Raw genomic sequence first — 18,820 nt, 5'->3', positions numbered from 1 at the left:
CACCTCAGCATTCCACTCTAGCATTCCTTGGGATCGACGAGGCCGCTGCTGCGCGCGACGATCTCATAGTTGCCGCCCTTGGCGACCGCGGTGTACATCTTCATCTTGCAGTGCCGCTTGCCCGGGACCATCTCGGCGGGCCCGCCGGGACCTTCGGCGATCTTGGCGTGGTCGAGCGCGGCGGCGACGGACTCGCGATCAATCTTGCCGGCTTCCTTGACCGCGGCTTCCCACAGCTTGAGGCCGCGATAGGTGCCGGTGGCGGCGCTGCCGGCGGCAAACAGGAAATTGCCGGGGAAATCCTTCTCGTAGGCCGCCTGGATTTTGGCGTCGAACGGGTTCTCCTTGGTCAGCACCTTGAAATAGTCGAGGCAGCTCGCGAGCCCCTCGATCTCGGCGGCCTGATTGATGTTGAGGGTATTCTCGTCATAGTAGACGCAGGCCAGGCGACCGCCATTCTTGAGGAAGCCGGCTTCGTAAAGCTGCTTGAAGAACGGACCGACGCCGGGCGGAATGACGGTGTTGAAGACGACGTCGACCTTGTTGGAGACGATGCGGTTGACGGTCGCGGAGAAGTCGACCTGGTCGAGCGGGTAATATTCCTCGAACACGACCTCGCCGCCATTCGATTCGATCACCTTGCGGGCGTAGACGTTGAGCGTGTGCGGCCAGACATAGTTGGCGCTCGGCAGCGCGAACTTCTTGCCGCCGTTCTTGATCAGCCAGGGGATGAACTCGTCGCATTGCTGCGCCGGGGTAGGCCCGGTGCAGAACAGATAGGGCGTGCACTCCTTGCCCTCGTAGAGCTGCGGATAGATGTAGAGGGTCTTGCCGCGTGCGACGATCGGGTCCTTGATCGCGTTGCGCATCGACGAGGTGATGCCGCCGAGCACCATGTCGACCTTGTCGCGCTGGATCAGCTTGCGCACGTTGCCGACGGCGACGGATTCATTGGACGCGGTGTCCTCGATATAGAGCTCGAGCGGACGGCCGAGCAGGCCGCCGGCGGCATTGATCTCCTTGATCACCATCTTGGCGACGTTGGCATCGGCATTGCCGGCATAGGCAATCGGGCCGGTGAGGTCGGTGGCGATGCCGACCTTGATCGGGCCTTCGGCCGCATTGGCCCAGGGGGCCGGAATCACCCAGCTGCCGACCCCGGTTGCGACTGCACCGGACGCGAAAGCGAAATTGGAGAGGAAGCGGCGCCGTGAAAGCTGCGTGCGATCGAACATGTGACTATACCCCTTTTCCAGCGATGAGGCCCTGCGGGCGGAATTTGATGAAGACAATGGCGAGCACGAAGACGAGCACGTCGGCGACGACGGGCGCCATCACCCAGGGCAGCGCCGCGCTGAGCGTGCCAATGACGCCGGCACCGGCGACCGGGCCGATGAAGGAACCGACACCGCCGACCATGACCGCGACGAAGCCCTGGATCAGGAAGCGCAGGCCGAGATCGGCATAGAGACTGAACACCGGAACGATCAGCGCGCCGGCAAGACCCGCGAGGGCGGAGCCGAACGCGAAGGTGGCGCCGTACATCAGCGGCGTGGAGATGCCCGAGGCGCGCGCCAGCGACGGATTTTCCAGCGTGGCGCGCATGCGCAGGCCGAAATTCGTGCGCGACAGCAGCAGGTAGCAACCCGCCATCACAAGCAACGTGATGAGGATGATGGTGAAGCGCCAGGCCGAGATATGGACTGTGCCGAAATCGATCGAGCCGCCGATCGGTTCGGGCACGGTGAGATAGAAGCCACCGATCAACCCGCGCACCGCTTCGCGGATGATGAGGCCGAGCGCATAGGTGCCGAGCATGGCGACGATGGGCGCGGCGTAGAAGCGGCGGATGATCAGCGCCTCCAGTACGAAGCCGAGCGCGCCGACCACGAAGGGGGCCGCGGCCATGCCGGCCCAGATCGGCAGTCCCTTTGCATAAGCGAGATAGGTGATGTAGGCCCCGAGCAGGACGAACTCGCCCTGCGCGAAGTTGAAGATGCCCATCATGCTGGCGATGATCCCGAGCCCCAGCACGATCAGGACGATGATCGCGCCGAAGCTCAGGATCTCGAACGCCGCGACGAACGCGTTAGCCATGCATCGGGTTTCCGTCGGTCTGCATCTGCTCTCCGCTCACATCTTCTTCCAGTCGCCGATCTGCTCGAAGGCATGGGCGGCGCGGTAGATGGTGGATTCCTCGAACATGCGGCCGACCAGCATCAGGCCGACGGGGAGGCCATCGACCATGCCGCAGGGCAACGACATCGCGGGGTGATGGGTGATGTCGAACGGCGCGGTGTTGGAGATCATCTCGAGCGCACGGGCGACGTATTCCTCGCGGCTGGCATTGGGCTCCGGCAGCTTGGTCGCCTTCATCGGCGTCGTCGGCATCAGCAGCAGATCGTAGTCGTTGAACGCCTTGTCGTAGGCCGCGGTCAGCCGGCGCGAGATGTTGAGTGCCTTACCGTAGAAGCGCGGACCGAAATTGTTGTTGATGTAGGTGCCGAGCATCATGAACAATTTCGTTGTCTCCGACAGCGAATCGGCCTGCCGGCGCCAGCCGCGATGGAAATCCATCAGCGAGGTAGAATAGAGATCGCCGCGGGACAGGCCGTAGCCGTCGCCGAACATCATGGTCTGGGTCAGGCCTTCGGTGCCGATCGGGGTCCAGATCGCGCCGCCCAACAGATGCATCGGGATCGACACGGTCTCGACGCTGGCGCCGAGGTCCTTGAAGCGTTTTGCCGCCTCGCGCACGCTCTCGTTCACCGCGGCCTCCGCGGTCGGCTGCTCGAAGCCCTCCTTGACGATGCCGATCTTCATGCCCTTGACGCCCTGGCCGAGCGCCTTGGTGTATTCCTCGACCTTCGGCGCCTTGATGCGGGGATCGTAACCGTCGTCGCCGGCGAGCACCTCGAGCAGCAGCGCGTTGTCCTCGACCGTCGCAGTCATCGGGCCGGTGTGATCGACATAGATCTCGATCGGCATGATGCCGGTATAGGGCACGAGGCCCCAGGTCGGCTTCATGCCATAGGTGCCGCAGAACGAGGACGGCATGCGGATCGAGCCGCCCTGATCGCCGCCGATCGCCATGTCGACCTCGCCGAGCGCGACCACGACGCCCGAGCCCGAGGACGAGCCGCCGGCCGAGTAGCCCATCTTGTGCGGATTATGCACCGGGCCGTAGGAGTTGGTGTGGCTGCCGCCGGACAGGCAGAAATGCTCGCAATGCACCTTGCCCTTGATCTCGGCGCCGGCGTCCAGCATCCGCGTGACGATGGTGGCGTCGAAATCGGGCACGTAGCCTTCCAGCGTCGACGAGCCGTTGGTCATGGGCACGCCGGCCAGCATGATGTTGTCCTTCAGCGCGACGGTCTTACCCTTGAGCTTGCCGCTGGCGGCGCCCTTCACGGTCGACTTGCGATACCAGGCGTTGCGCGGGTTCTCTTCCGCCGAGGGCCGATAGCCCGGCGTGCGCGGATATTTCACCTCCGGCAGTTCGTCCGGCATCGCGCCAACGAGATTGTAGGCCTCGATCGAGCCCTGCATCAGGCCTCGGAACGAGGCGACGTCGTCATCGGTGAGCGAAAGGCCGCACTGTTCGGCGACGGCACGAAGTTGGGCGGGCGTTGGAAGGGCAACTGTCACGGCGCTCTCCTGAGTTTTTTGGATCAGTCCTTGGGCGTGCGGCCGCGTTTGGCGCGACGAGCGCACCGGCCCGGCCGAAACATTCAAAACGGAAATATTTTCCTTTTCAAGTATTATTTTGCGACGGCGCGTGAGCCGATTGCCGCGCCGGGCTCAGATCGGCTTGATCAGCTTGAAGTCGAGGCCGTCGGCCTCGGCGAGATGCATCGGCATCCGCGCATGTCCGTTGCGCACGGTGACCTGGCCACGGGCGCCGCTGTAGACGATGTTACGTCCGGCTGCGAGCAGCGGTCCCATCGACAGCGAGCCCGCCTTGTTCGCGACCGCTTCGAGAAAGCGCAGGCCCTCATAGCTGGACTGCCCGACGGAGCCGATGGGAGGCGCGTTCGGCCCGAACATCGCGCGATAGCGACTCTGGAAGTCATCATTGGCGCGCGCGCCGGTGCCGATGAAATAGCCGGATGCGCAGAACATGTTCTCGCTGTTGTCCGCGCCGATGCCGAGCAGCACGGTGTCGTCCATGGCGCCCGCGAGCCGCAGCGTCGTGGCGCCGAGACCGCATTCGCCGAAAGCACGGTTGAAGGTGATGCTGTCGGTGCCGATCAGCGAGATCAGCACGACGTCGGGCCTCGCGGCCCGGATGCGCGCCAGATGCGCCTCGTGATTGTCCTCCCCGAGCGGAACGAACTCTTCGCCGACGACCTGTCCGCCGGTCTCCTTGATGTAGTTCTTCACCGCGCGGTGCGACTGCCAGGGCCAGACATAGTCGCTGCCGATCAGGTACCAGCGCTTCGCCTTCTTGACGTCGGCGAGCCAATGGATCGACGGCCGGCTCTGCCAGCGCGGCGTCTCACCGATCGCCATCACACCGGGCGTGCGCTCGCCACCCTCGTAGACCGGCGTGTAGATGTAGGGGATGCGATGACGCGTGGTGACGTCGCGCAGGCCGACGCGGACCGCGCTGGTGTGCAAGCCGACGATGAGGTCGACCTCGTCGAAGGCGATCGCCTGTTCGGCCCGGTTTAGGACCTCATCGAGCGGCCCGCCGGCGTCGTAGATCGACAACTCGATCTCGCGCCCGAGGATGCCGCCGCGCTTGTTGATCTCGGCAACGGCGAGCTGCGCGCTGTTGGTCGCACAAGGGCCCCAGACCCCGGGCGAGCCGGTGCAGCAGATGAAGCCGCCGATCCGCAGCTTGTTGGCGCCGCGCCGCCTGAAGAGAGCGTGATCGCTGGGCGACAACACGCCATCAGCCGCCGATGACGACAGATTCCTGAACAGCAAGGACGGCGGCAACGCCGGGCCGCCGTGAGCCGGGAAGTTCACCGTCGCGCGCACGCCAACTCCTGTCTGATATCAGACCCGAAAGCACATTGATCAGGCGGCCGCGGCTCTCCGCCCTTTTGTTGGGCAATGATCCTATTTTGAAAATATTGAATATTCAACAATTGAAGTGCATATAGATGCAGCATTGATTGCAAGACATTCACTCATTTGGGTCAAGACGAAGTCTTAGCCGTGGCAAAACCCTCGAAAGAAAACACCCCGATCACCGAACACCTCGCCTACCTGCTGGCGCAAGCCAACCGGGAAATCAACCGGCAGCTCGAACTGCGCTTGAGCAAGGAGGGCGTGCCGGTCGAGCAATGGCGCATCCTGAAAGTGCTGTCGGACGGCAACGGCCATTCGATGGGCGAGCTCGCGGACGCCGTGCTGCTCAACCATCCGACGCTGACCAAGATGATCGACCGCATGGTCTCGGACACGCTGGTCTACCGCGTGCAGGACCCGAACGACCGCCGCAAGGTGCTGATGTTCATCTCCGACCGCGGCAAGGTGCTGTGCAAGAGGCTGAACTCGCTCGCGGTCGACCAGGAGGAGCACATCCTGGAGAGCTACGGCGACAAGCCGACCAGCGAATTGAAGCGGCTGCTCGAAAGTTTAATCGACAGTTCGAATTGAGAAGGTGGCTTCTCACTCTCGTGGTCCGGCGAAGGGTGGAGCTGTGAGCCACTCACTCGGCTGTCATCGCCCGCGCAGGTGGGCGATCCAGTATTCCAGAGACTGATATGATTGAGTCGAGAGGCCTCGGCGTACTGGGTCGCCCGGTCAAGCCGGGCGACGACGGCGGAGAATGAGGCGCTGGCATCGCGCCTCACCATCCCATTCAGGCCTTACGCGTACCGCCCGTGGCAGTGCTTGTACTTCTTGCCCGAGCCGCAGGGGCAGTCCTCGTTACGGCCGATCTTGCCCCAGCTGGCGGGGTTCTTGGGATCGCGTAGCGAGGCATCCGTGGCCTGGGCCCCGAGGGTGACGCTGGCAAGCGCCATTTCGTCCTCGCCGGTATTCGGATCGAACTTGTGCGCTTCCATCGGCGGCAGCACGGGCGCTTCCTGCTCCGGCGGGACGATCTCGACGCGCATCAGCTGCGCCGTGACGGCCTCGCGCAGATGCGCGCTCATCTCCTGGAAGAGATTGAAGGCTTCGGTCTTGTACTCTTGCAACGGATCGCGCTGGCCGTAGCCGCGCAGGCCGATGACCTGGCGCAGATGGTCGAGCATGATCAGGTGCTCGCGCCAGAGGTGGTCGAGGGTCTGCAGCAGGATGGTCTTCTCGACGTAACGCATCACGTCGGGACCCCATTGCGCCACCTTGGCTGCCATGTGCTCGTCGGCCTTGGTCTCGATGCGCGTCAGCAGCTCCTCGTCGGCGATGCCCTCTTCCTTGGCCCATTCGTCGACCGGCAGGTCGAGATCGAGCACGCGCTTCAATTCGTCCTTCAGGCCGGCGACGTCCCACTGCTCGGCATAGGCATGCTCGGGCACGTGCTTGGCGACGAGATCGTCGATGAAGGCGTGTCGCATGTCGGTGACGGTCTCGGCGACGCTCTCGTCCTTCATCAGGTCGACGCGCTGATCGAAGATCACCTTGCGCTGGTCGTTCTGGACGTTGTCGAACTTGAGGAGGTTCTTGCGGATGTCGAAGTTGCGCGCCTCGACCTTCTGCTGCGCCTTCTCGAGCGCCTTGTTGATCCAGGGATGGATGATGGCCTCGCCCTCTTGCAGGCCGAGACGCTGCAGCATGCTGTCGAGACGATCCGAGCCGAAGATGCGCATCAAATCGTCTTCGAGCGACAGGAAGAACTTCGAGCGGCCGGGGTCGCCCTGACGGCCGGATCGGCCGCGGAGCTGGTTGTCGATGCGGCGGGATTCATGCCGCTCGGAGCCGATGATGTAGAGGCCGCCAGGCTTCTTCACGGTCTTGGCGGGCTTGGATCCCTTCGCCGGCTCGATCTCGACGGTCTCCTCGGCCTTCAGCACGATGTCGCGGAAATGGGCGATGTCGGCCTTGATCTGCTCGATCTTCCTGGCCTTCTCGGCCTCGTCCTCGATGCCCGCGGTCTCCTGCTGGATCCGCATCTCCAGCGAGCCGCCGAGCTTGATGTCGGTGCCGCGGCCGGCCATGTTGGTCGCGATCGTGATCGCGCCGGGCACGCCCGCTTCGGCGACGATATAGGCTTCCTGCTCGTGGAAGCGCGCATTCAGCACCGCGAACAGCTTTGCCGGCTTGCCGGCGCGGGCCGCGGCATAGAGCTTGTCGAGCGCGTGCTCCTTGCCGAAATCGATCTGCTTGTAGCCGTTCTTCTTGAGGAATTCGGCGAGCACTTCCGACTTCTCGATCGAGGCGGTGCCGACCAGGACCGGCTGCAGCCGCGAGTTGGCGCGCTCGATCTCGGCGAGGATGGCGGCGTATTTCTCCTGCTGGGTGCGGTAGACCTCGTCGTCCTCGTCGAGGCGCGCGATCGACAGATTGGTCGGGATCTCCACGACCTCGAGCTTGTAGATGTCGAACAGTTCGTCCGCTTCGGTCGCGGCGGTGCCGGTCATGCCCGCCAGCTTCTCGTACATGCGGAAGTAGTTCTGGAAGGTGATCGAGGCCAGCGTCTGGTTCTCGGGCTGGACCTGGACGTGCTCCTTGGCTTCCAGCGCCTGGTGCAGGCCTTCGGAATAGCGCCGGCCCGGCATCATGCGCCCGGTGAACTCGTCGATGATGACGACCTCGTTGTCGCGGACGATGTAGTCCTTGTCGCGGGTGAACAGCGTGTGGGCACGCAGCGCCTGGTTGATGTGGTGCACGACGGAGACGTTCTCGACGTCGTAGAGCGACTCGCCCTTGAGCTGGCCGGCATCGCGCAGCAGGGTCTCGATCTTCTCCATGCCGCCTTCGGTCAGCGTCACCGTGCGCTGCTTCTCATCGACCTCGTAATCGGTCTTGTCGAGCTTGGGCAGGAAGCCGTCGATGGTGTTGTAGAAGTCGGAGCGATCGTCGAGCGGGCCGGAGATGATCAGCGGCGTGCGCGCTTCGTCGATGAGGATGGAGTCGACCTCGTCGACGATGGCGAAGAAATGCGGCCGCTGGACCATGTCCTCGAGCCGGTACTTCATGTTGTCGCGAAGATAGTCGAAGCCGTATTCGTTGTTGGTGCCGTAGGTGATGTCGCAGGCATAGGCCGCCTTGCGCTCGGCATCGTCGAGGCCGTGCACGATCACGCCGGTGGTCATGCCGAGGAAGCCGTAGATCTGGCCCATCCAGCCGGAGTCGCGGCGGGCGAGATAGTCGTTGACGGTGACGACGTGGACGCCCTTGCCGGCCAGCGCGTTGAGATAGACCGCCAGCGTTGCCACCAGCGTCTTGCCTTCGCCGGTCTTCATCTCGGCGATGTCGCCCTCGTGCAGCACCATGCCGCCGATCAGCTGGACGTCGAAATGGCGCTGGCCAAGCGTGCGCTTGGCGGCCTCGCGCACCGTGGCGAAGGCGGGGACCAGGAGGTCGTCGAGGGTCTTGCCGCCCGCGAGCTGCTGCTTGAATTCCGCAGTGCGGGCCTTGAGCGCCTCGTCGGAAAGTTTCGAGACCTCCGGCTCCAGCGCATTGATCGCGTTGACGCGAGACTGATATCCCTTCACCCGCCGGTCGTTGGCGGAGCCGAAAAACTTGCGGGCGAGCGCGCCGATCATGCCTAGTTCCTGTGTTCGCGATTCAACCGCGTTGCAGCCAAGAAGTTGTCACCCGCCTGCCTATTCAACTCACCGTGACGCCGATGGCGCCCTCAGCCCGCGGGGGGTCGTCCGCCATATGGGTGGGAGTTGAGCAAGTCTGGGTTCAACGGCCAAAAACGCAGCAAAATAAACGCCATCGCCATGGACGCGACCGGCCAGAGATATGGCCGGCCCCCAGCCTTGTCAACGGCGGCCGCATTGCGGCTAATTCATCATTTTGACAGACTTTTCGCGTTGCCAAGCCACCTTGATTGGGCGAGTGTCCGCCCCGCTCGAGCAGCCCCCTGCTTCAACAAAAGGATTTTCCATGACCACCTCGTTCCCGGTAACCACCGGCCAGCGTTTCCGCCATGCGTCCGCCCTGGCTGGCTGCCTCACTTTGGCGCTGTCCCTGGCCTTCGCCGGGCCGTTGCGCGCCGCCGACGATCCGGTGCTCGCGAAGGTCAATGGCGCTGAAATCAAGAAGAGCGACGTGACCATGGCCGAGGAGGAGCTCGGGCCGAGCCTCGCCCAGATGGATCCGGCGACCAAGGACGAGAACGTCCTGTCCTTCCTGATCGACATGAAGATCGTCAGCAAGGCTGCCGAGGATAAGAAGATCGCCGACAACGAGGAGTTCAAGAAGCGCCTGGCGTTTGCCCGCAACCGGCTCCTGATGGACAGTCTGCTCGCCAATGAGGGCAAGGCCGCCACCACCCCCGACGCCATGAAGAAGGTCTATGACGAGGCCGCCAAGCAGATCACCGGCGAGCAGGAGGTGCGCGCCCGCCACATCCTGGTCGAGACCGAGGACGAGGCCAAGGCGGTGAAGGCCGAGCTCGACAAGGGCGCCGATTTCGCCGAGCTCGCCAAGAAGAAGTCCAAGGATCCGGGCTCGGCCGACGGCGGCGACCTCGGCTTCTTCACCAAGGAACAGATGGTGCCGGAATTCTCGGCCGTGGCCTTCGCGCTGGAGCCGGGCAAGATCTCCGACCCCGTGAAGTCGCAGTTCGGCTGGCACATCATCAAGGTCGAGGAAAAGCGCAACCGCAAGGCGCCGGACTTCGAGCAGGTCAAGGCCCAGATCGAGCAGTACGTGACCCGCAAGGCCCAGGCCGACTACGTCGCCAAGCTGCGCACCGAAGCCAAGGTCGAGCGGCTGGACCAGCCCGCGGCAGATGCCGCCAAGCCGGACGCCAAGCCCTCCGACAGCAAGATGGCGCCGCCGGCGAAGAAGTAAGAATTCGCTGTCACTTCGCGGACGCCAATAGTATCTAACGTCGCAATGGCCGGGGATTCCCCGGCCATCTGCATATCCAGACCCCACCAAGGCGCCCCGCGATGTCCTCCTCCGTCTCCCCGCTCGCCCCGAAAACCGTTCCCGACATGCCCGTGATCGCAGGCATCCGCCTCGCGACGGCCGAGGCCGGCATCCGCTACAAGAACCGCACCGACGTGCTGCTGGCGGTGATGGACAAGGGCACCGCGGTCGCGGGCGTGTTCACGCGGTCGAAATGCCCCTCGGCGCCGGTCGAATGGTGCCGCGCCAAGCTGAAGGGCGGCAAGGCGCGCGCCCTCGTCGTCAATTCCGGCAATGCCAACGCCTTCACCGGCAAGACTGGCCGCGCCTCCACCGCGCTGACCGCGAAGATCGCGGCCAAGGCGGTCGGCTGCAGCGAAAGCGAGATCTTCCTGGCCTCGACCGGCGTGATCGGCGAGCCGCTGGACGCGACCAAGTTCGACGGCGTGCTCGGCCGTCTCGCCGAAACCGCGGAAGCAGGCGATTATCTCGCCGCGGCCAAGGCGATCATGACCACCGACACCTTCCCGAAGGTCGCGACCGCGACCGTCAAGCTCGGCAAGGCCAAGGTCACCATCAACGGCATGGCCAAGGGTGCCGGCATGATCGCGCCCGACATGGCGACGATGCTGTCCTTTATCTTCACCGACGCGCCGATCGCGCCGGCGGCGTTGCAAGCGCTGCTCAAGGCCGGAGTCGAAGACACCTTCAACGCCGTGACGATCGACGGCGACACGTCGACGTCGGATACGCTTTTGGCGTTCGCAACGGGCGCCGCCGCCGAGCACGGCGCGCCGAAGATCAGCCGCGCCAGCGACCCGCGCCTGAAGGCGTTCGTCAAGGCGTTCAACCAGGTGCTCGCCAACCTCGCCGAGCAGGTGGCGCGCGACGGCGAAGGGGCCCGCAAGCTGGTGGAGATCACGGTCGAGGGCGCCAAGACCAAGGCTTCCGCGCGCAAGATCGCGATGTCGATCGCGAACTCGCCGCTGGTGAAGACCGCGATTGCCGGCGAGGATGCCAATTGGGGCCGCGTGGTGATGGCGGTCGGCAAGGCCGGCGAGCCCGCCGATCGCGACAGGCTCTCGATCTCCTTCAACGGCATCCGCGTCGCCAGGAACGGCGCGCGCGATCCGTCCTATGACGAAGCCCAGGTGTCGGAGGCGATGAAGTCGCCGGAGATCGCGATTCTGGTCTCGCTCGGCCTCGGCAAGGGCCGCGACCGCGTCATGACCTGCGACCTCACCAAGGAATATGTCGCGATCAACGGGGATTACAGGTCGTAAGCGGACGCCGATGGCCGATCTCAAACTGACATTGGTGGTGGCCTGCGCGCTGGTCGACGCCGACAAGCGCGTCCTGATCGCGCAACGCCCCGAGGGCAAGGCGCTGGCGGGCCTCTGGGAATTTCCTGGCGGCAAGCTCGAGCCGGGCGAGCGGCCCGAGCAGAGCCTGATCCGCGAGCTCCACGAAGAGCTCGGCATCACCGTGGCCGAGCCGTGCCTGGCGCCGCTGACGTTTGCGAGCTACGGCTACGAGACCTTCCATTTGTTGATGCCGCTCTACATCTGCCGGCGCTGGGAAGGGACGGTGACGGCGCGCGAAGGCCAGAACCTCGCTTGGGTCCGCGCCAACAAGCTGCGCGACTATCCGATGCCGCCTGCGGACATCCCGCTGATCCCGCATTTGATCGATCTGTTGATGTGAGGTCTGCCGTGCCCCGGACGCAGCGCAAAGCGCTGCAGAGCCGGGGCCCAGAGGCCGCAGACTGGGTCCCGGCCCTGCGCAGCAGCGTTTGACGCTGCAGCGCGTCCGGGACACACGTCACTTCTCTCCCGCCTTCTTCACCGCCTCGGCCAGGCTCGCTTTGGCCGATCCCGGCTTGAGCGGCTGCTGCTGGCTCGCATGCGGGGCCCAGCCGGAGAGCCAGATGATATCGAAGGTGGCACGAATGCGGCCGTCGGCGTCGGCGAAGCGCTCGGCATAGATTTCGGCCATGCGCAGCAGCGTCGCGCGCCGCGTCGGCGTCCGCCGCCGCTCGATCAGCATATTGGCCGCGCCCATGCGGCGCAGATCCTGCATCAGCGCGAACGCGTTGCCATAGCGCACCACGACGCGGTCGACGTCGGTGACCGGCAGCGCAAAGCCCGCCCGCTGCAACAGCGCGCCGATGTCCCTGAGATCAGCGAACGGCGCCACGCGTGGCGACACGCCGCCCTCGCACTCGGCTTCCGCCGCGGCAAAGGCCTGACGCAGCTCGGTCAGGCTGTCTCCGCCGATCATCGCGGCGAGCAGCAATCCATCTGGCTTCAGCGCACGGCGGATTTGCGCGAGCACGCCCGGCAGGTCGTTGACGAATTGGAGCGCCAGAGCCGAGACGACGAGATCGAGACTCTCAGCGGCGAGAGGGAGCTTTTCTCCGCCAGCCACATCGGGCGCAATCAGATCGAGCGAAGGCAGCCGCGTGCGCAACGCCGCGAGACCCTCGCCGGGCGTCCAGAGATCGACCGGTGCATGAAACTCGCGCATCACCGCAGCCAGCCGATCCGACATGTCCTCGGCAACACGGTCGAGCAGAAAACTCACGGCCCCTAGCGCCTGCGCACGCCGCTGCCGCGCGTGCAGCAAGGCACGATCGAACAAGGCGGGCGGGGTTTGCGGGGTCTGGGCCATGGCGCTGGTTACGCTCATGACGGCCACTCTGGCAACCCGCACAATGGCGACGCAGGTGGAAGAACCGGGCGCACCATTGTATGGTCAGGCGTCACCGAGGCTTGTGTCGTGTTCAGCATTTATCTTCGAGATATCAACGCAGACGTTGTCGAAGCATGGCGGACAGCGTTTGCCGACGCGGCAAACGTCGAGATTTCGCTCGGCGACATCTTTGCGCAACAGGCCGATGCGATCCTGAGCCCGGCGAACAGCTTTGGGCACATGGATGGTGGCATCGACCTGCTCTATTCGCGATATTTCGGCTGGGAGCTCCAGACCAATCTGCAAGACGTATTGTCGGAGCACCATTACGGAGAGCTTCCGGTCGGTCAAGCGATCGTACTCGCCACAGGCCACGAGCGCTTTCCGTTTCTGGTGAGCGCGCCCACGATGCGGGTCCCGGCGCGCATCGATCAGACCGTGAATGTATACCTCGCATTTCGGGCAGCTCTGATTGCCGTCCTGTCGCATAATGCCAGCGCCGACGAGACGATTCAGTCCCTGCTTGTCCCGGGTCTGGGGACAGGCGTGGGCGCAATGCCTCCCCTGCGAGCTGCGCGGCAGATGCGGCTTGCCTATGACTTGATCCTCGCGCCGGCCACAGAGCGGCGAAGCGCCCGCACCATTCTGAGACAGCATCACGACCTGCTCTCCTAAATGGCCCCTTTCAAGCCCGCGCCGCTTGAGCCTCCGCAAGCTCAGCGCTAGCCTCCCCGCATGGAAACCGACGCTGCCCCCACCCGTTCCATCGCCGCACCATTGCGCGCCGCGTGGATGGCCGGCCGCCATGTGCTGGCGCGCACCGCACGGCTCGCGCTCGACATCGCGCTGCCGACGCAGTGCGTGTCCTGCCACGAGCCGGTCGACGGTGAGGGCGTTTGCGCTGCGTGCTGGGCGCGGCTGTCGTTCATCGAGCGGCCCTATTGCCCGCGGCTCGGCATTCCCTTCGTCTACGATCCCGGCCCCGACATGCTGTCGATGGAGGCGATCGCGAGCCCGCCGGCCTACCAGCGGGCGCGCGCGGCGGTACGCTATGACGACGTCGCGCGCACGCTGGTGCATGCGCTGAAATACCAGGACCGCACCGATCTGGCACCGGCGATGGGGCGCTGGATGGCGCGCGCGGGCGGCGAGCTGCTCGCCGGCGCCGACATGCTGGTGCCCGTGCCGCTGCATTGGCGGCGAGCCTGGCGACGCCGCTTCAACCAGTCCGGGGCGCTGGCGCGGATCATCGCGCGGCAGAGCGGCGTGGAAGTGCGCGGCGAGTTCCTGCGCCGGGTGCGCGCCACCGAGCAGCAGATCGGCCTGTCCCGGGCCCAGCGCGCCAGCAATGTGCAGGGCGCGTTCCAGGTATCCCCGGGCCACCAGGCCGAGATTCAGGGCCGCCGCATCGTCCTGGTCGACGATGTCCTGACCACGGGCGCGACGCTGGATGCCTGCGCGCGGGCCCTGCTGCGCGCCAAGGCGGCCCAGGTGGACGTGCTGGTCTTTGCCCGGGTTGTCGAGGCCGGCCCACGTCCCATATAATTCAATGAATTCAGTTCATGACATGAAAGCGCTGGACGCCATGACTGCTGCTGTCGAGATGTATACCAGGCCGGGCTGCGGCTATTGTTCCGCGGCCAGGTCGCTGTTGACCCGCAAGAAGGCGGCCTTCACGGAATTCGACGTCGCCAAGAACCCGTCCTGGCGGCAGGAGATGTACGATCGCGCCGGCGAGGGCTCGACCTTCCCGCAGATCTGGATCGGCGGAACCCATGTCGGCGGCTGCGACGACCTCTACGCGCTCGATCGCGAAGGCAAGCTCGACGGCATGCTCGACAGCGCCAAGGCCGTCTCATGAGCGAGAACCGCACGTTCACCGCGGCCATGGTGCAGATGCGCACCGGCCTGATGCCGGGGCCGAGCCTGGAGCAGGCAACCAAGCTGATCCGGCAGGCGGCGGCGAACGGCGCCGACTACGTGCAGACGCCCGAAGTCAGCAACATGATGCAGCTGAATCGCAAGGCTCTGTTCGAGCACCTCCAGAGCGAAGAGGATGACAGCTCGCTGAAGGCCTATCGCGCATTGGCAGCGGAACTGAAGATCCATCTCCATGTCGGATCGCTGGCGCTTCGCTTCTCGCCCGAGAAGGCCGTCAACCGCTCCTTCCTGATCGGGCCCGAGGGCAATGTGCTCGCGAGCTACGACAAGATTCATATGTTCGACATCGAGCTGCCGGACGGCGAGAGCTATCGCGAATCCGCCAATTACCAGCCGGGCGAGACGGCCGTGATCTCCGACCTGCCTTGGGGCCGGGTCGGGCTGACGATCTGCTACGACGTCCGTTTCCCTGCGCTCTACCGTGCGCTGGCCGAGAGCGGGGCGTCTTTCATCACCGTGCCTTCGGCCTTCACCCGCAAGACCGGCGAAGCACATTGGCACGTGCTGCTGCGTTCGCGCGCGATCGAGACCGGCTGCTTCATCTTCGCCGCCGCACAGGCAGGTACCCACGAGAACAAGCGCGAGACCTACGGTCACTCCCTGATCATCGATCCCTGGGGCGAGATCCTCGCCGAGGGCGACGTCGAGCCCGGCATCATCATGGCCCGGATCGACCCGGCCAAGGTCGAGACCGCGCGCCGCGCGATTCCCTCGCTCCAGCATGGCCGGCGCTTCGGCGTCGCCGATGCCAAGGCCGGGCCGGACCATCTGCATCTCGTGCGGGGATCGGCATGATCCGCTACGCACTGCACTGCGACCGGAACCACGACTTCGAAAGCTGGTTTCAGAGCTCGTCAGCCTATGACCAGCAGGTCAAGCGCAAGCTCGTGACCTGCCCGATCTGCGGCTCGGCCAAGGTCGACAAGGCGATCATGGCACCGCGCATCGTCGGCAAGAAGGGCCGCGGGCGCGCCGCGCCGCCCCCGGAGCCCACCGCGAACGCCACGCCTGCACCCGAGGCTGCACCATCAGGGCCGACCTCGCTCTTGATGGCGCAGGAGCGCGAGCTGCGCACCAAGCTCAAGGAATTGCGCGACCACATCGTCAAGAACGCCGACAATGTCGGTGAGCGTTTCGCCAACGAGGCCCGCGCCATGCATTACGGCGACAAGGAGCACCGTCCGATCTACGGCGAGGCCTCGCCCGAGGAGGCGAAATCGCTGATCGACGAAGGCATCGATGTCTCGCCGCTGCCGACGCTGCCGGAAGACCGGAATTAAGCGCCCACGAGCACAGCCACACCGACGACGATCAGCGCGATACCCAAAAGCTCGCGCGGCGCGATCGGCTGCTTAAACGAATAATACGCCACGGCCTGCGCGAACAGCACCTCGATCAGCGCCAGCGTGCGGACATTGGCGGCGGCCGTCAGCGCGAACGCCAGGAACCAGAATTGCGAGGCGAAGGCGCCCGTGAAGCCCGCCAGCATCGACGGCCGCCATAGGCCGAGGATGCCCCGCAACACGTCCGGCGCGCGCCAGAGCAGATAGATCGTCAGCACCAGGGTCTGCACGAACAGGCCGAGCACCAGCGTGAACGACGCCGCCGTCACGAAAGAGACGTCGGGCACATTGATGATGGCGCCGCGAAAGCCGACCGCCGAGAGCGCGAACGCCGCAGCCGCGACGAGGCCGGTGATGGTCGGCTTCAATTCGGCAAAGCTCTTCTCGCCACCCGGCCGCAGCGCGGTGATAACGACGCCGACCGTGGCGATCACGATTGCCAGCACTTTCAGCCAGGTCAGGTGATCGCCGAGAAAGACGAAGCCGAAGATCGCGGTCTGGATCGCTTCGGTCTTCAGGTACGCCGTCGTCACCACGAAGGAGCGATCGTTCATTGCGAGCAGCATCAACCCGGTGGCGACGATCTGGCTGAGCGCGCCCAGCAGCAGCCACGGCCAGAACGCGGACGGCGGCATGCCGAGGTGATCGCCGGTCGCGACCAGCACCACGCCGAGGAACAGCAGCGAGAACGGAAAGCCGAACAGGAAGCGGATATTGGTCGCGCCCCAGGTCCCCAGCGGCTTCGTCAGCGACCGCTGCATCGCATTGCGCGCGACCTGGCCCAGCGCAGCAATGACGGTGAAGGGAATCCAGAGGCTGGCGATGGTGAGCATGGGGTGGTGGGGCAGGAAAGGATTTGCGACCAACGTGCAAGCTGCAACCTGCGCGGTCAACCGCAGGAATGTCATGGGAGCGATGCTCACACCACAAACTCGGTGTCGTCTCTTCGAACGCAGGGACCCATACCGCGGAATCTATCGGTAACAGAGGGTATTGGATACGCGGGTTAGCAGCCTCCGCATAACTGCTCCCTGGGGTTATGGGTCCCTGCGTTCGCAGGGACGACAGCGTTTGCTTGGCAAAATCACAGCGTCAAACCAAGAGATCGCTGAGATCACGCCACTCCGGATTGTCCCGCTCGATCAGCTCGATCTTCCAGTCGCGCTTCCAGCGCTTGAGCTGCTTTTCACGAGCGATCGCTTCTTCCGCCCGCTCGTAGGGTTCGGTGTAGACGAGGCGGTGCACACCGTAGCGCTTGACGAACTCCGAGCCTCTGCCGGCGCGATGCTCGTCCAGTCGCTTCTGGAGCGAGTTGGTTATGCCGATGTACAGCGTGCCGTGACGGCGGCTGGCGAGGATGTAGACGTAGTACATGCTCGGAGCGCCTATTCTTGCCAACCAGCGGCCGGTGGTTATGGGTCCCTGCGTTCGCAGGGACGACACCGCTTTTGGAGTGACAGGTCGCACTTCACCCTCCGCGGGCTCACACCATCCCTTCCGCCACCACCATGTAGTTCACGTCCATATCCGACGAGAGCGTCCATTTGTCGGCGAAGGGTGAGTAGACGACGCCGGTCTGCTCGGTGATGACGAGGCGGTTGTCGAGCAGATATTTCGCGAGCTCGTCGGGGGTGACGAACTTGTTCCATTCGTGGGTGCCACGCGGCAGCCAGCGCAGCACGTATTCGGCGCCGACGATGGCGAGCGCGAAGCTCTTCCAGTTCCGGTTCAGCGTCGACACCACCATCAGGCCGTTCGGCTTCAGCATCGAGGCGCAGCGCTTCAGGAAGACCCCGACGTCGGTGACGTGCTCGACCACCTCCATCGCCAGCACGATGTCGAAGCGCTCGCGCGGATCGATCTCCTCCACCGTGGTGCAGCGGTAGTCGATCGACAGATGGCTCTTGCCGGCATGCAGCTTCGCGGCGGCGATGTTGCTGGCCGAGGGATCGACGCCGATCACCTGCGCGCCCAGCCGCGACAGCGGCTCGCACAACAGACCCGCGCCGCAGCCGATGTCGAGCACGCGCAAGCCGCCGAGGCAGTTGAGACTGCGCACGTTGCGCTCGAACTTGCGGCAGGCGGCGTCGCGGATATAGCCGAGCCGCAGCGGGTTGATCCGGTGCAGCGGCGCCATCTTGCCCTTGGGGTCCCACCACTCCGCCGAGAGTTTCGAGAATTTCGCGATCTCGGCGGCGTCGACGGTCGAGCCCGGCGGGGCAGAAACGGAAGTATTTTGCTGCATGCTCATGGTTTACGCGCGGTCCTACCGCGTGGTGATCGAACTACGGAAGGCGAGCGGCGAGGCGATGGTCTTGATCGTCTCGATCCCCTCGCCGACGCCGCGAATCGTCACGTCGCCGTAGTTGAGAATACGTCCAAGAATGGTCTGGTCGACATCGACGCTCTCGACCTTATCCAACGCCATTTCAAAAGTGCGGCGCTTGATGAAGCCGGTCTTGTGCACGACGCGGAGGTTGGTGACGTCAGTCTCGGTGGTGAAGCGATGGAACCAGCCCTTGATGGTCCAATACAGGGCCGGCAGCGCCACGAGACCCGCGGCTCCGAGGCAAAGCATAACCAGCCCGTCCGTCGTCGCCTGCCGTGAGAGGACGAGCAGGGCCAGCGCCACGATCCAGGCCACGATGGCCGGAAAATAGAAGATCCAGTGCGCATTGGTCGAATACAGCACCCGCTCGCCCGGCTGCAGGATCTCGTCGATATAACGCGCCATGATCTCGGTTAACCCACTCCCCGCACCTGCCCCCGCAGGAACCCGCTTGCCCCCAGCCCCGCCGCTCTGTATACGCGCGGTCGGTATCCGCAAGGCATTCGTCCAGTGCGGTCACCATACTGATCCT

Annotated in this window: 19 protein-coding genes; 9 read left to right on the top strand and 10 right to left on the bottom strand. The window is 64.7% G+C overall.

What is annotated here, in order from left to right; genetic code table 11:
- Window positions 1–17 precede the first annotated feature (17 nt).
- From BCCGELA001_RS02875 to BCCGELA001_RS02860, 4 genes are all read right to left on the bottom strand, one after another.
- On the bottom strand, window positions 18–1,235 hold the full coding sequence (locus BCCGELA001_RS02875) for a substrate-binding protein (protein ID WP_008542079.1): 1,218 nt from the start codon (window positions 1,233–1,235) through the stop codon (window positions 18–20).
- Window positions 1,236–1,239: 4 nt separating this feature from the next.
- Entirely contained in the window at window positions 1,240–2,097 is an 858-nt protein-coding gene (locus tag BCCGELA001_RS02870; RefSeq protein WP_008542076.1) for a branched-chain amino acid ABC transporter permease, read from the bottom strand.
- Between the two features lie 36 nt (window positions 2,098–2,133).
- Window positions 2,134–3,648: an amidase gene (locus tag BCCGELA001_RS02865; protein WP_008542075.1), complete on the bottom strand. Its 1,515-nt coding sequence runs from the start codon at window positions 3,646–3,648 to the stop codon at window positions 2,134–2,136.
- A 153-nt stretch (window positions 3,649–3,801) separates the two neighbouring features.
- The gene (locus BCCGELA001_RS02860) at window positions 3,802–4,986 is read right to left on the bottom strand and encodes a substrate-binding domain-containing protein (protein ID WP_008542074.1); all 1,185 of its coding nucleotides are present in this window, start codon (window positions 4,984–4,986) and stop codon (window positions 3,802–3,804) included.
- 180 nt (window positions 4,987–5,166) lie between these two features.
- Here BCCGELA001_RS02860 and BCCGELA001_RS02855 point away from each other — a divergent pair, with 180 nt between their 5' ends.
- Window positions 5,167–5,610, top strand: a complete 444-nt coding sequence (locus BCCGELA001_RS02855; RefSeq protein WP_008542071.1) for a MarR family winged helix-turn-helix transcriptional regulator — start codon at window positions 5,167–5,169, stop codon at window positions 5,608–5,610.
- A gap of 212 nt (window positions 5,611–5,822) precedes the next feature.
- Here the strand turns inward: BCCGELA001_RS02855 and secA are convergent, their stop codons facing one another.
- Entirely contained in the window at window positions 5,823–8,663 is a 2,841-nt protein-coding gene (secA, locus tag BCCGELA001_RS02850) for a preprotein translocase subunit SecA (protein WP_060734575.1), read from the bottom strand.
- 349 nt (window positions 8,664–9,012) lie between these two features.
- Between secA and BCCGELA001_RS02845 the strand changes: the two genes are divergently transcribed.
- The 3 genes from BCCGELA001_RS02845 to BCCGELA001_RS02835 all read left to right on the top strand — a co-directional run bounded on the left by BCCGELA001_RS02845 (window position 9,013) and on the right by BCCGELA001_RS02835 (window position 11,688).
- Complete coding sequence (locus BCCGELA001_RS02845; protein WP_008542060.1) at window positions 9,013–9,924, top strand: peptidylprolyl isomerase; 912 nt, start codon at window positions 9,013–9,015, stop codon at window positions 9,922–9,924.
- Between the two features lie 101 nt (window positions 9,925–10,025).
- Window positions 10,026–11,267: a bifunctional glutamate N-acetyltransferase/amino-acid acetyltransferase ArgJ gene (gene argJ, locus BCCGELA001_RS02840; protein ID WP_060734574.1), complete on the top strand. Its 1,242-nt coding sequence runs from the start codon at window positions 10,026–10,028 to the stop codon at window positions 11,265–11,267.
- Window positions 11,268–11,277: 10 nt separating this feature from the next.
- A complete protein-coding gene (locus BCCGELA001_RS02835; protein ID WP_008542055.1) occupies window positions 11,278–11,688 on the top strand; it encodes a (deoxy)nucleoside triphosphate pyrophosphohydrolase in 411 nt (136 codons plus the stop codon).
- 117 nt (window positions 11,689–11,805) lie between these two features.
- On the opposite strand, the gene BCCGELA001_RS02830 is transcribed toward BCCGELA001_RS02835, so the two are convergent.
- Window positions 11,806–12,672: a methyltransferase domain-containing protein gene (locus tag BCCGELA001_RS02830; protein WP_008542054.1), complete on the bottom strand. Its 867-nt coding sequence runs from the start codon at window positions 12,670–12,672 to the stop codon at window positions 11,806–11,808.
- Window positions 12,673–12,762: 90 nt separating this feature from the next.
- On the opposite strand from BCCGELA001_RS02830, the gene BCCGELA001_RS02825 reads away from it, so the two are divergent.
- Genes BCCGELA001_RS02825 through BCCGELA001_RS02805 form a run of 5 tightly spaced genes read left to right on the top strand, consistent with a single transcriptional unit; the run spans window position 12,763 to window position 15,896 of the window.
- Window positions 12,763–13,350 carry a macro domain-containing protein gene (locus BCCGELA001_RS02825; protein WP_008542051.1) on the top strand — a complete coding sequence of 196 codons (588 nt, stop codon included), beginning with the start codon at window positions 12,763–12,765 and terminating at the stop codon, window positions 13,348–13,350.
- 60 nt (window positions 13,351–13,410) lie between these two features.
- Window positions 13,411–14,220 (top strand): ComF family protein, encoded by an 810-nt coding sequence (locus BCCGELA001_RS02820; RefSeq protein ID WP_060734573.1) that lies wholly within the window; start codon window positions 13,411–13,413, stop codon window positions 14,218–14,220.
- Between the two features lie 40 nt (window positions 14,221–14,260).
- Complete coding sequence (grxC, locus tag BCCGELA001_RS02815; RefSeq protein ID WP_008542040.1) at window positions 14,261–14,536, top strand: glutaredoxin 3; 276 nt, start codon at window positions 14,261–14,263, stop codon at window positions 14,534–14,536.
- The gene (locus tag BCCGELA001_RS02810) at window positions 14,533–15,411 is read left to right on the top strand and encodes a carbon-nitrogen hydrolase family protein (RefSeq protein WP_060734572.1); all 879 of its coding nucleotides are present in this window, start codon (window positions 14,533–14,535) and stop codon (window positions 15,409–15,411) included. The genes grxC and BCCGELA001_RS02810 overlap by 4 nt, the downstream gene beginning before the upstream one ends.
- Complete coding sequence (locus BCCGELA001_RS02805; RefSeq protein WP_060734571.1) at window positions 15,408–15,896, top strand: DUF1178 family protein; 489 nt, start codon at window positions 15,408–15,410, stop codon at window positions 15,894–15,896. The genes BCCGELA001_RS02810 and BCCGELA001_RS02805 overlap by 4 nt, the downstream gene beginning before the upstream one ends.
- On the opposite strand, the gene BCCGELA001_RS02800 is transcribed toward BCCGELA001_RS02805, so the two are convergent.
- The 4 genes from BCCGELA001_RS02800 to BCCGELA001_RS02785 all read right to left on the bottom strand — a co-directional run bounded on the left by BCCGELA001_RS02800 (window position 15,893) and on the right by BCCGELA001_RS02785 (window position 18,693).
- Complete coding sequence (locus tag BCCGELA001_RS02800) at window positions 15,893–16,792, bottom strand: EamA family transporter (RefSeq protein ID WP_008542029.1); 900 nt, start codon at window positions 16,790–16,792, stop codon at window positions 15,893–15,895. The two genes, BCCGELA001_RS02805 and BCCGELA001_RS02800, sit on opposite strands and share 4 nt — an antisense overlap.
- A gap of 259 nt (window positions 16,793–17,051) precedes the next feature.
- Window positions 17,052–17,333, bottom strand: a complete 282-nt coding sequence (locus BCCGELA001_RS02795; protein WP_008542028.1) for a GIY-YIG nuclease family protein — start codon at window positions 17,331–17,333, stop codon at window positions 17,052–17,054.
- Window positions 17,334–17,442: 109 nt separating this feature from the next.
- Window positions 17,443–18,210 carry a bifunctional 2-polyprenyl-6-hydroxyphenol methylase/3-demethylubiquinol 3-O-methyltransferase UbiG gene (gene ubiG, locus BCCGELA001_RS02790; RefSeq protein WP_060734570.1) on the bottom strand — a complete coding sequence of 256 codons (768 nt, stop codon included), beginning with the start codon at window positions 18,208–18,210 and terminating at the stop codon, window positions 17,443–17,445.
- Between the two features lie 15 nt (window positions 18,211–18,225).
- Window positions 18,226–18,693 carry a PH domain-containing protein gene (locus BCCGELA001_RS02785; protein WP_008542021.1) on the bottom strand — a complete coding sequence of 156 codons (468 nt, stop codon included), beginning with the start codon at window positions 18,691–18,693 and terminating at the stop codon, window positions 18,226–18,228.
- Between the last annotated feature and the right edge of the window lie 127 nt (window positions 18,694–18,820).

Origin of the sequence: Bradyrhizobium sp. CCGE-LA001 (assembly GCF_000296215.2) — a bacterium.
GTDB lineage: Bacteria > Pseudomonadota > Alphaproteobacteria > Rhizobiales > Xanthobacteraceae > Bradyrhizobium.
This window is presented reverse-complemented; position numbering and strand designations above follow the sequence as displayed.

Coding starts and splice junctions, on each gene's coding strand:
- BCCGELA001_RS02875 (WP_008542079.1), bottom strand. CDS start 1,235: ATGTTCGATCGCACGCAGCTTTCACGGCGCCGCTTCCTCTCCAATTTC.
- BCCGELA001_RS02870 (WP_008542076.1), bottom strand. CDS start 2,097: ATGGCTAACGCGTTCGTCGCGGCGTTCGAGATCCTGAGCTTCGGCGCG.
- secA (WP_060734575.1), bottom strand. CDS start 8,663: ATGATCGGCGCGCTCGCCCGCAAGTTTTTCGGCTCCGCCAACGACCGG.
- BCCGELA001_RS02845 (WP_008542060.1), top strand. CDS start 9,013: ATGACCACCTCGTTCCCGGTAACCACCGGCCAGCGTTTCCGCCATGCG.
- argJ (WP_060734574.1), top strand. CDS start 10,026: ATGTCCTCCTCCGTCTCCCCGCTCGCCCCGAAAACCGTTCCCGACATG.
- BCCGELA001_RS02835 (WP_008542055.1), top strand. CDS start 11,278: ATGGCCGATCTCAAACTGACATTGGTGGTGGCCTGCGCGCTGGTCGAC.
- BCCGELA001_RS02830 (WP_008542054.1), bottom strand. CDS start 12,672: ATGAGCGTAACCAGCGCCATGGCCCAGACCCCGCAAACCCCGCCCGCC.
- BCCGELA001_RS02820 (WP_060734573.1), top strand. CDS start 13,411: ATGGAAACCGACGCTGCCCCCACCCGTTCCATCGCCGCACCATTGCGC.
- grxC (WP_008542040.1), top strand. CDS start 14,261: ATGACTGCTGCTGTCGAGATGTATACCAGGCCGGGCTGCGGCTATTGT.
- BCCGELA001_RS02810 (WP_060734572.1), top strand. CDS start 14,533: ATGAGCGAGAACCGCACGTTCACCGCGGCCATGGTGCAGATGCGCACC.
- BCCGELA001_RS02805 (WP_060734571.1), top strand. CDS start 15,408: ATGATCCGCTACGCACTGCACTGCGACCGGAACCACGACTTCGAAAGC.
- BCCGELA001_RS02800 (WP_008542029.1), bottom strand. CDS start 16,792: ATGCTCACCATCGCCAGCCTCTGGATTCCCTTCACCGTCATTGCTGCG.
- BCCGELA001_RS02795 (WP_008542028.1), bottom strand. CDS start 17,333: ATGTACTACGTCTACATCCTCGCCAGCCGCCGTCACGGCACGCTGTAC.
- ubiG (WP_060734570.1), bottom strand. CDS start 18,210: ATGAGCATGCAGCAAAATACTTCCGTTTCTGCCCCGCCGGGCTCGACC.
- BCCGELA001_RS02785 (WP_008542021.1), bottom strand. CDS start 18,693: ATGGCGCGTTATATCGACGAGATCCTGCAGCCGGGCGAGCGGGTGCTG.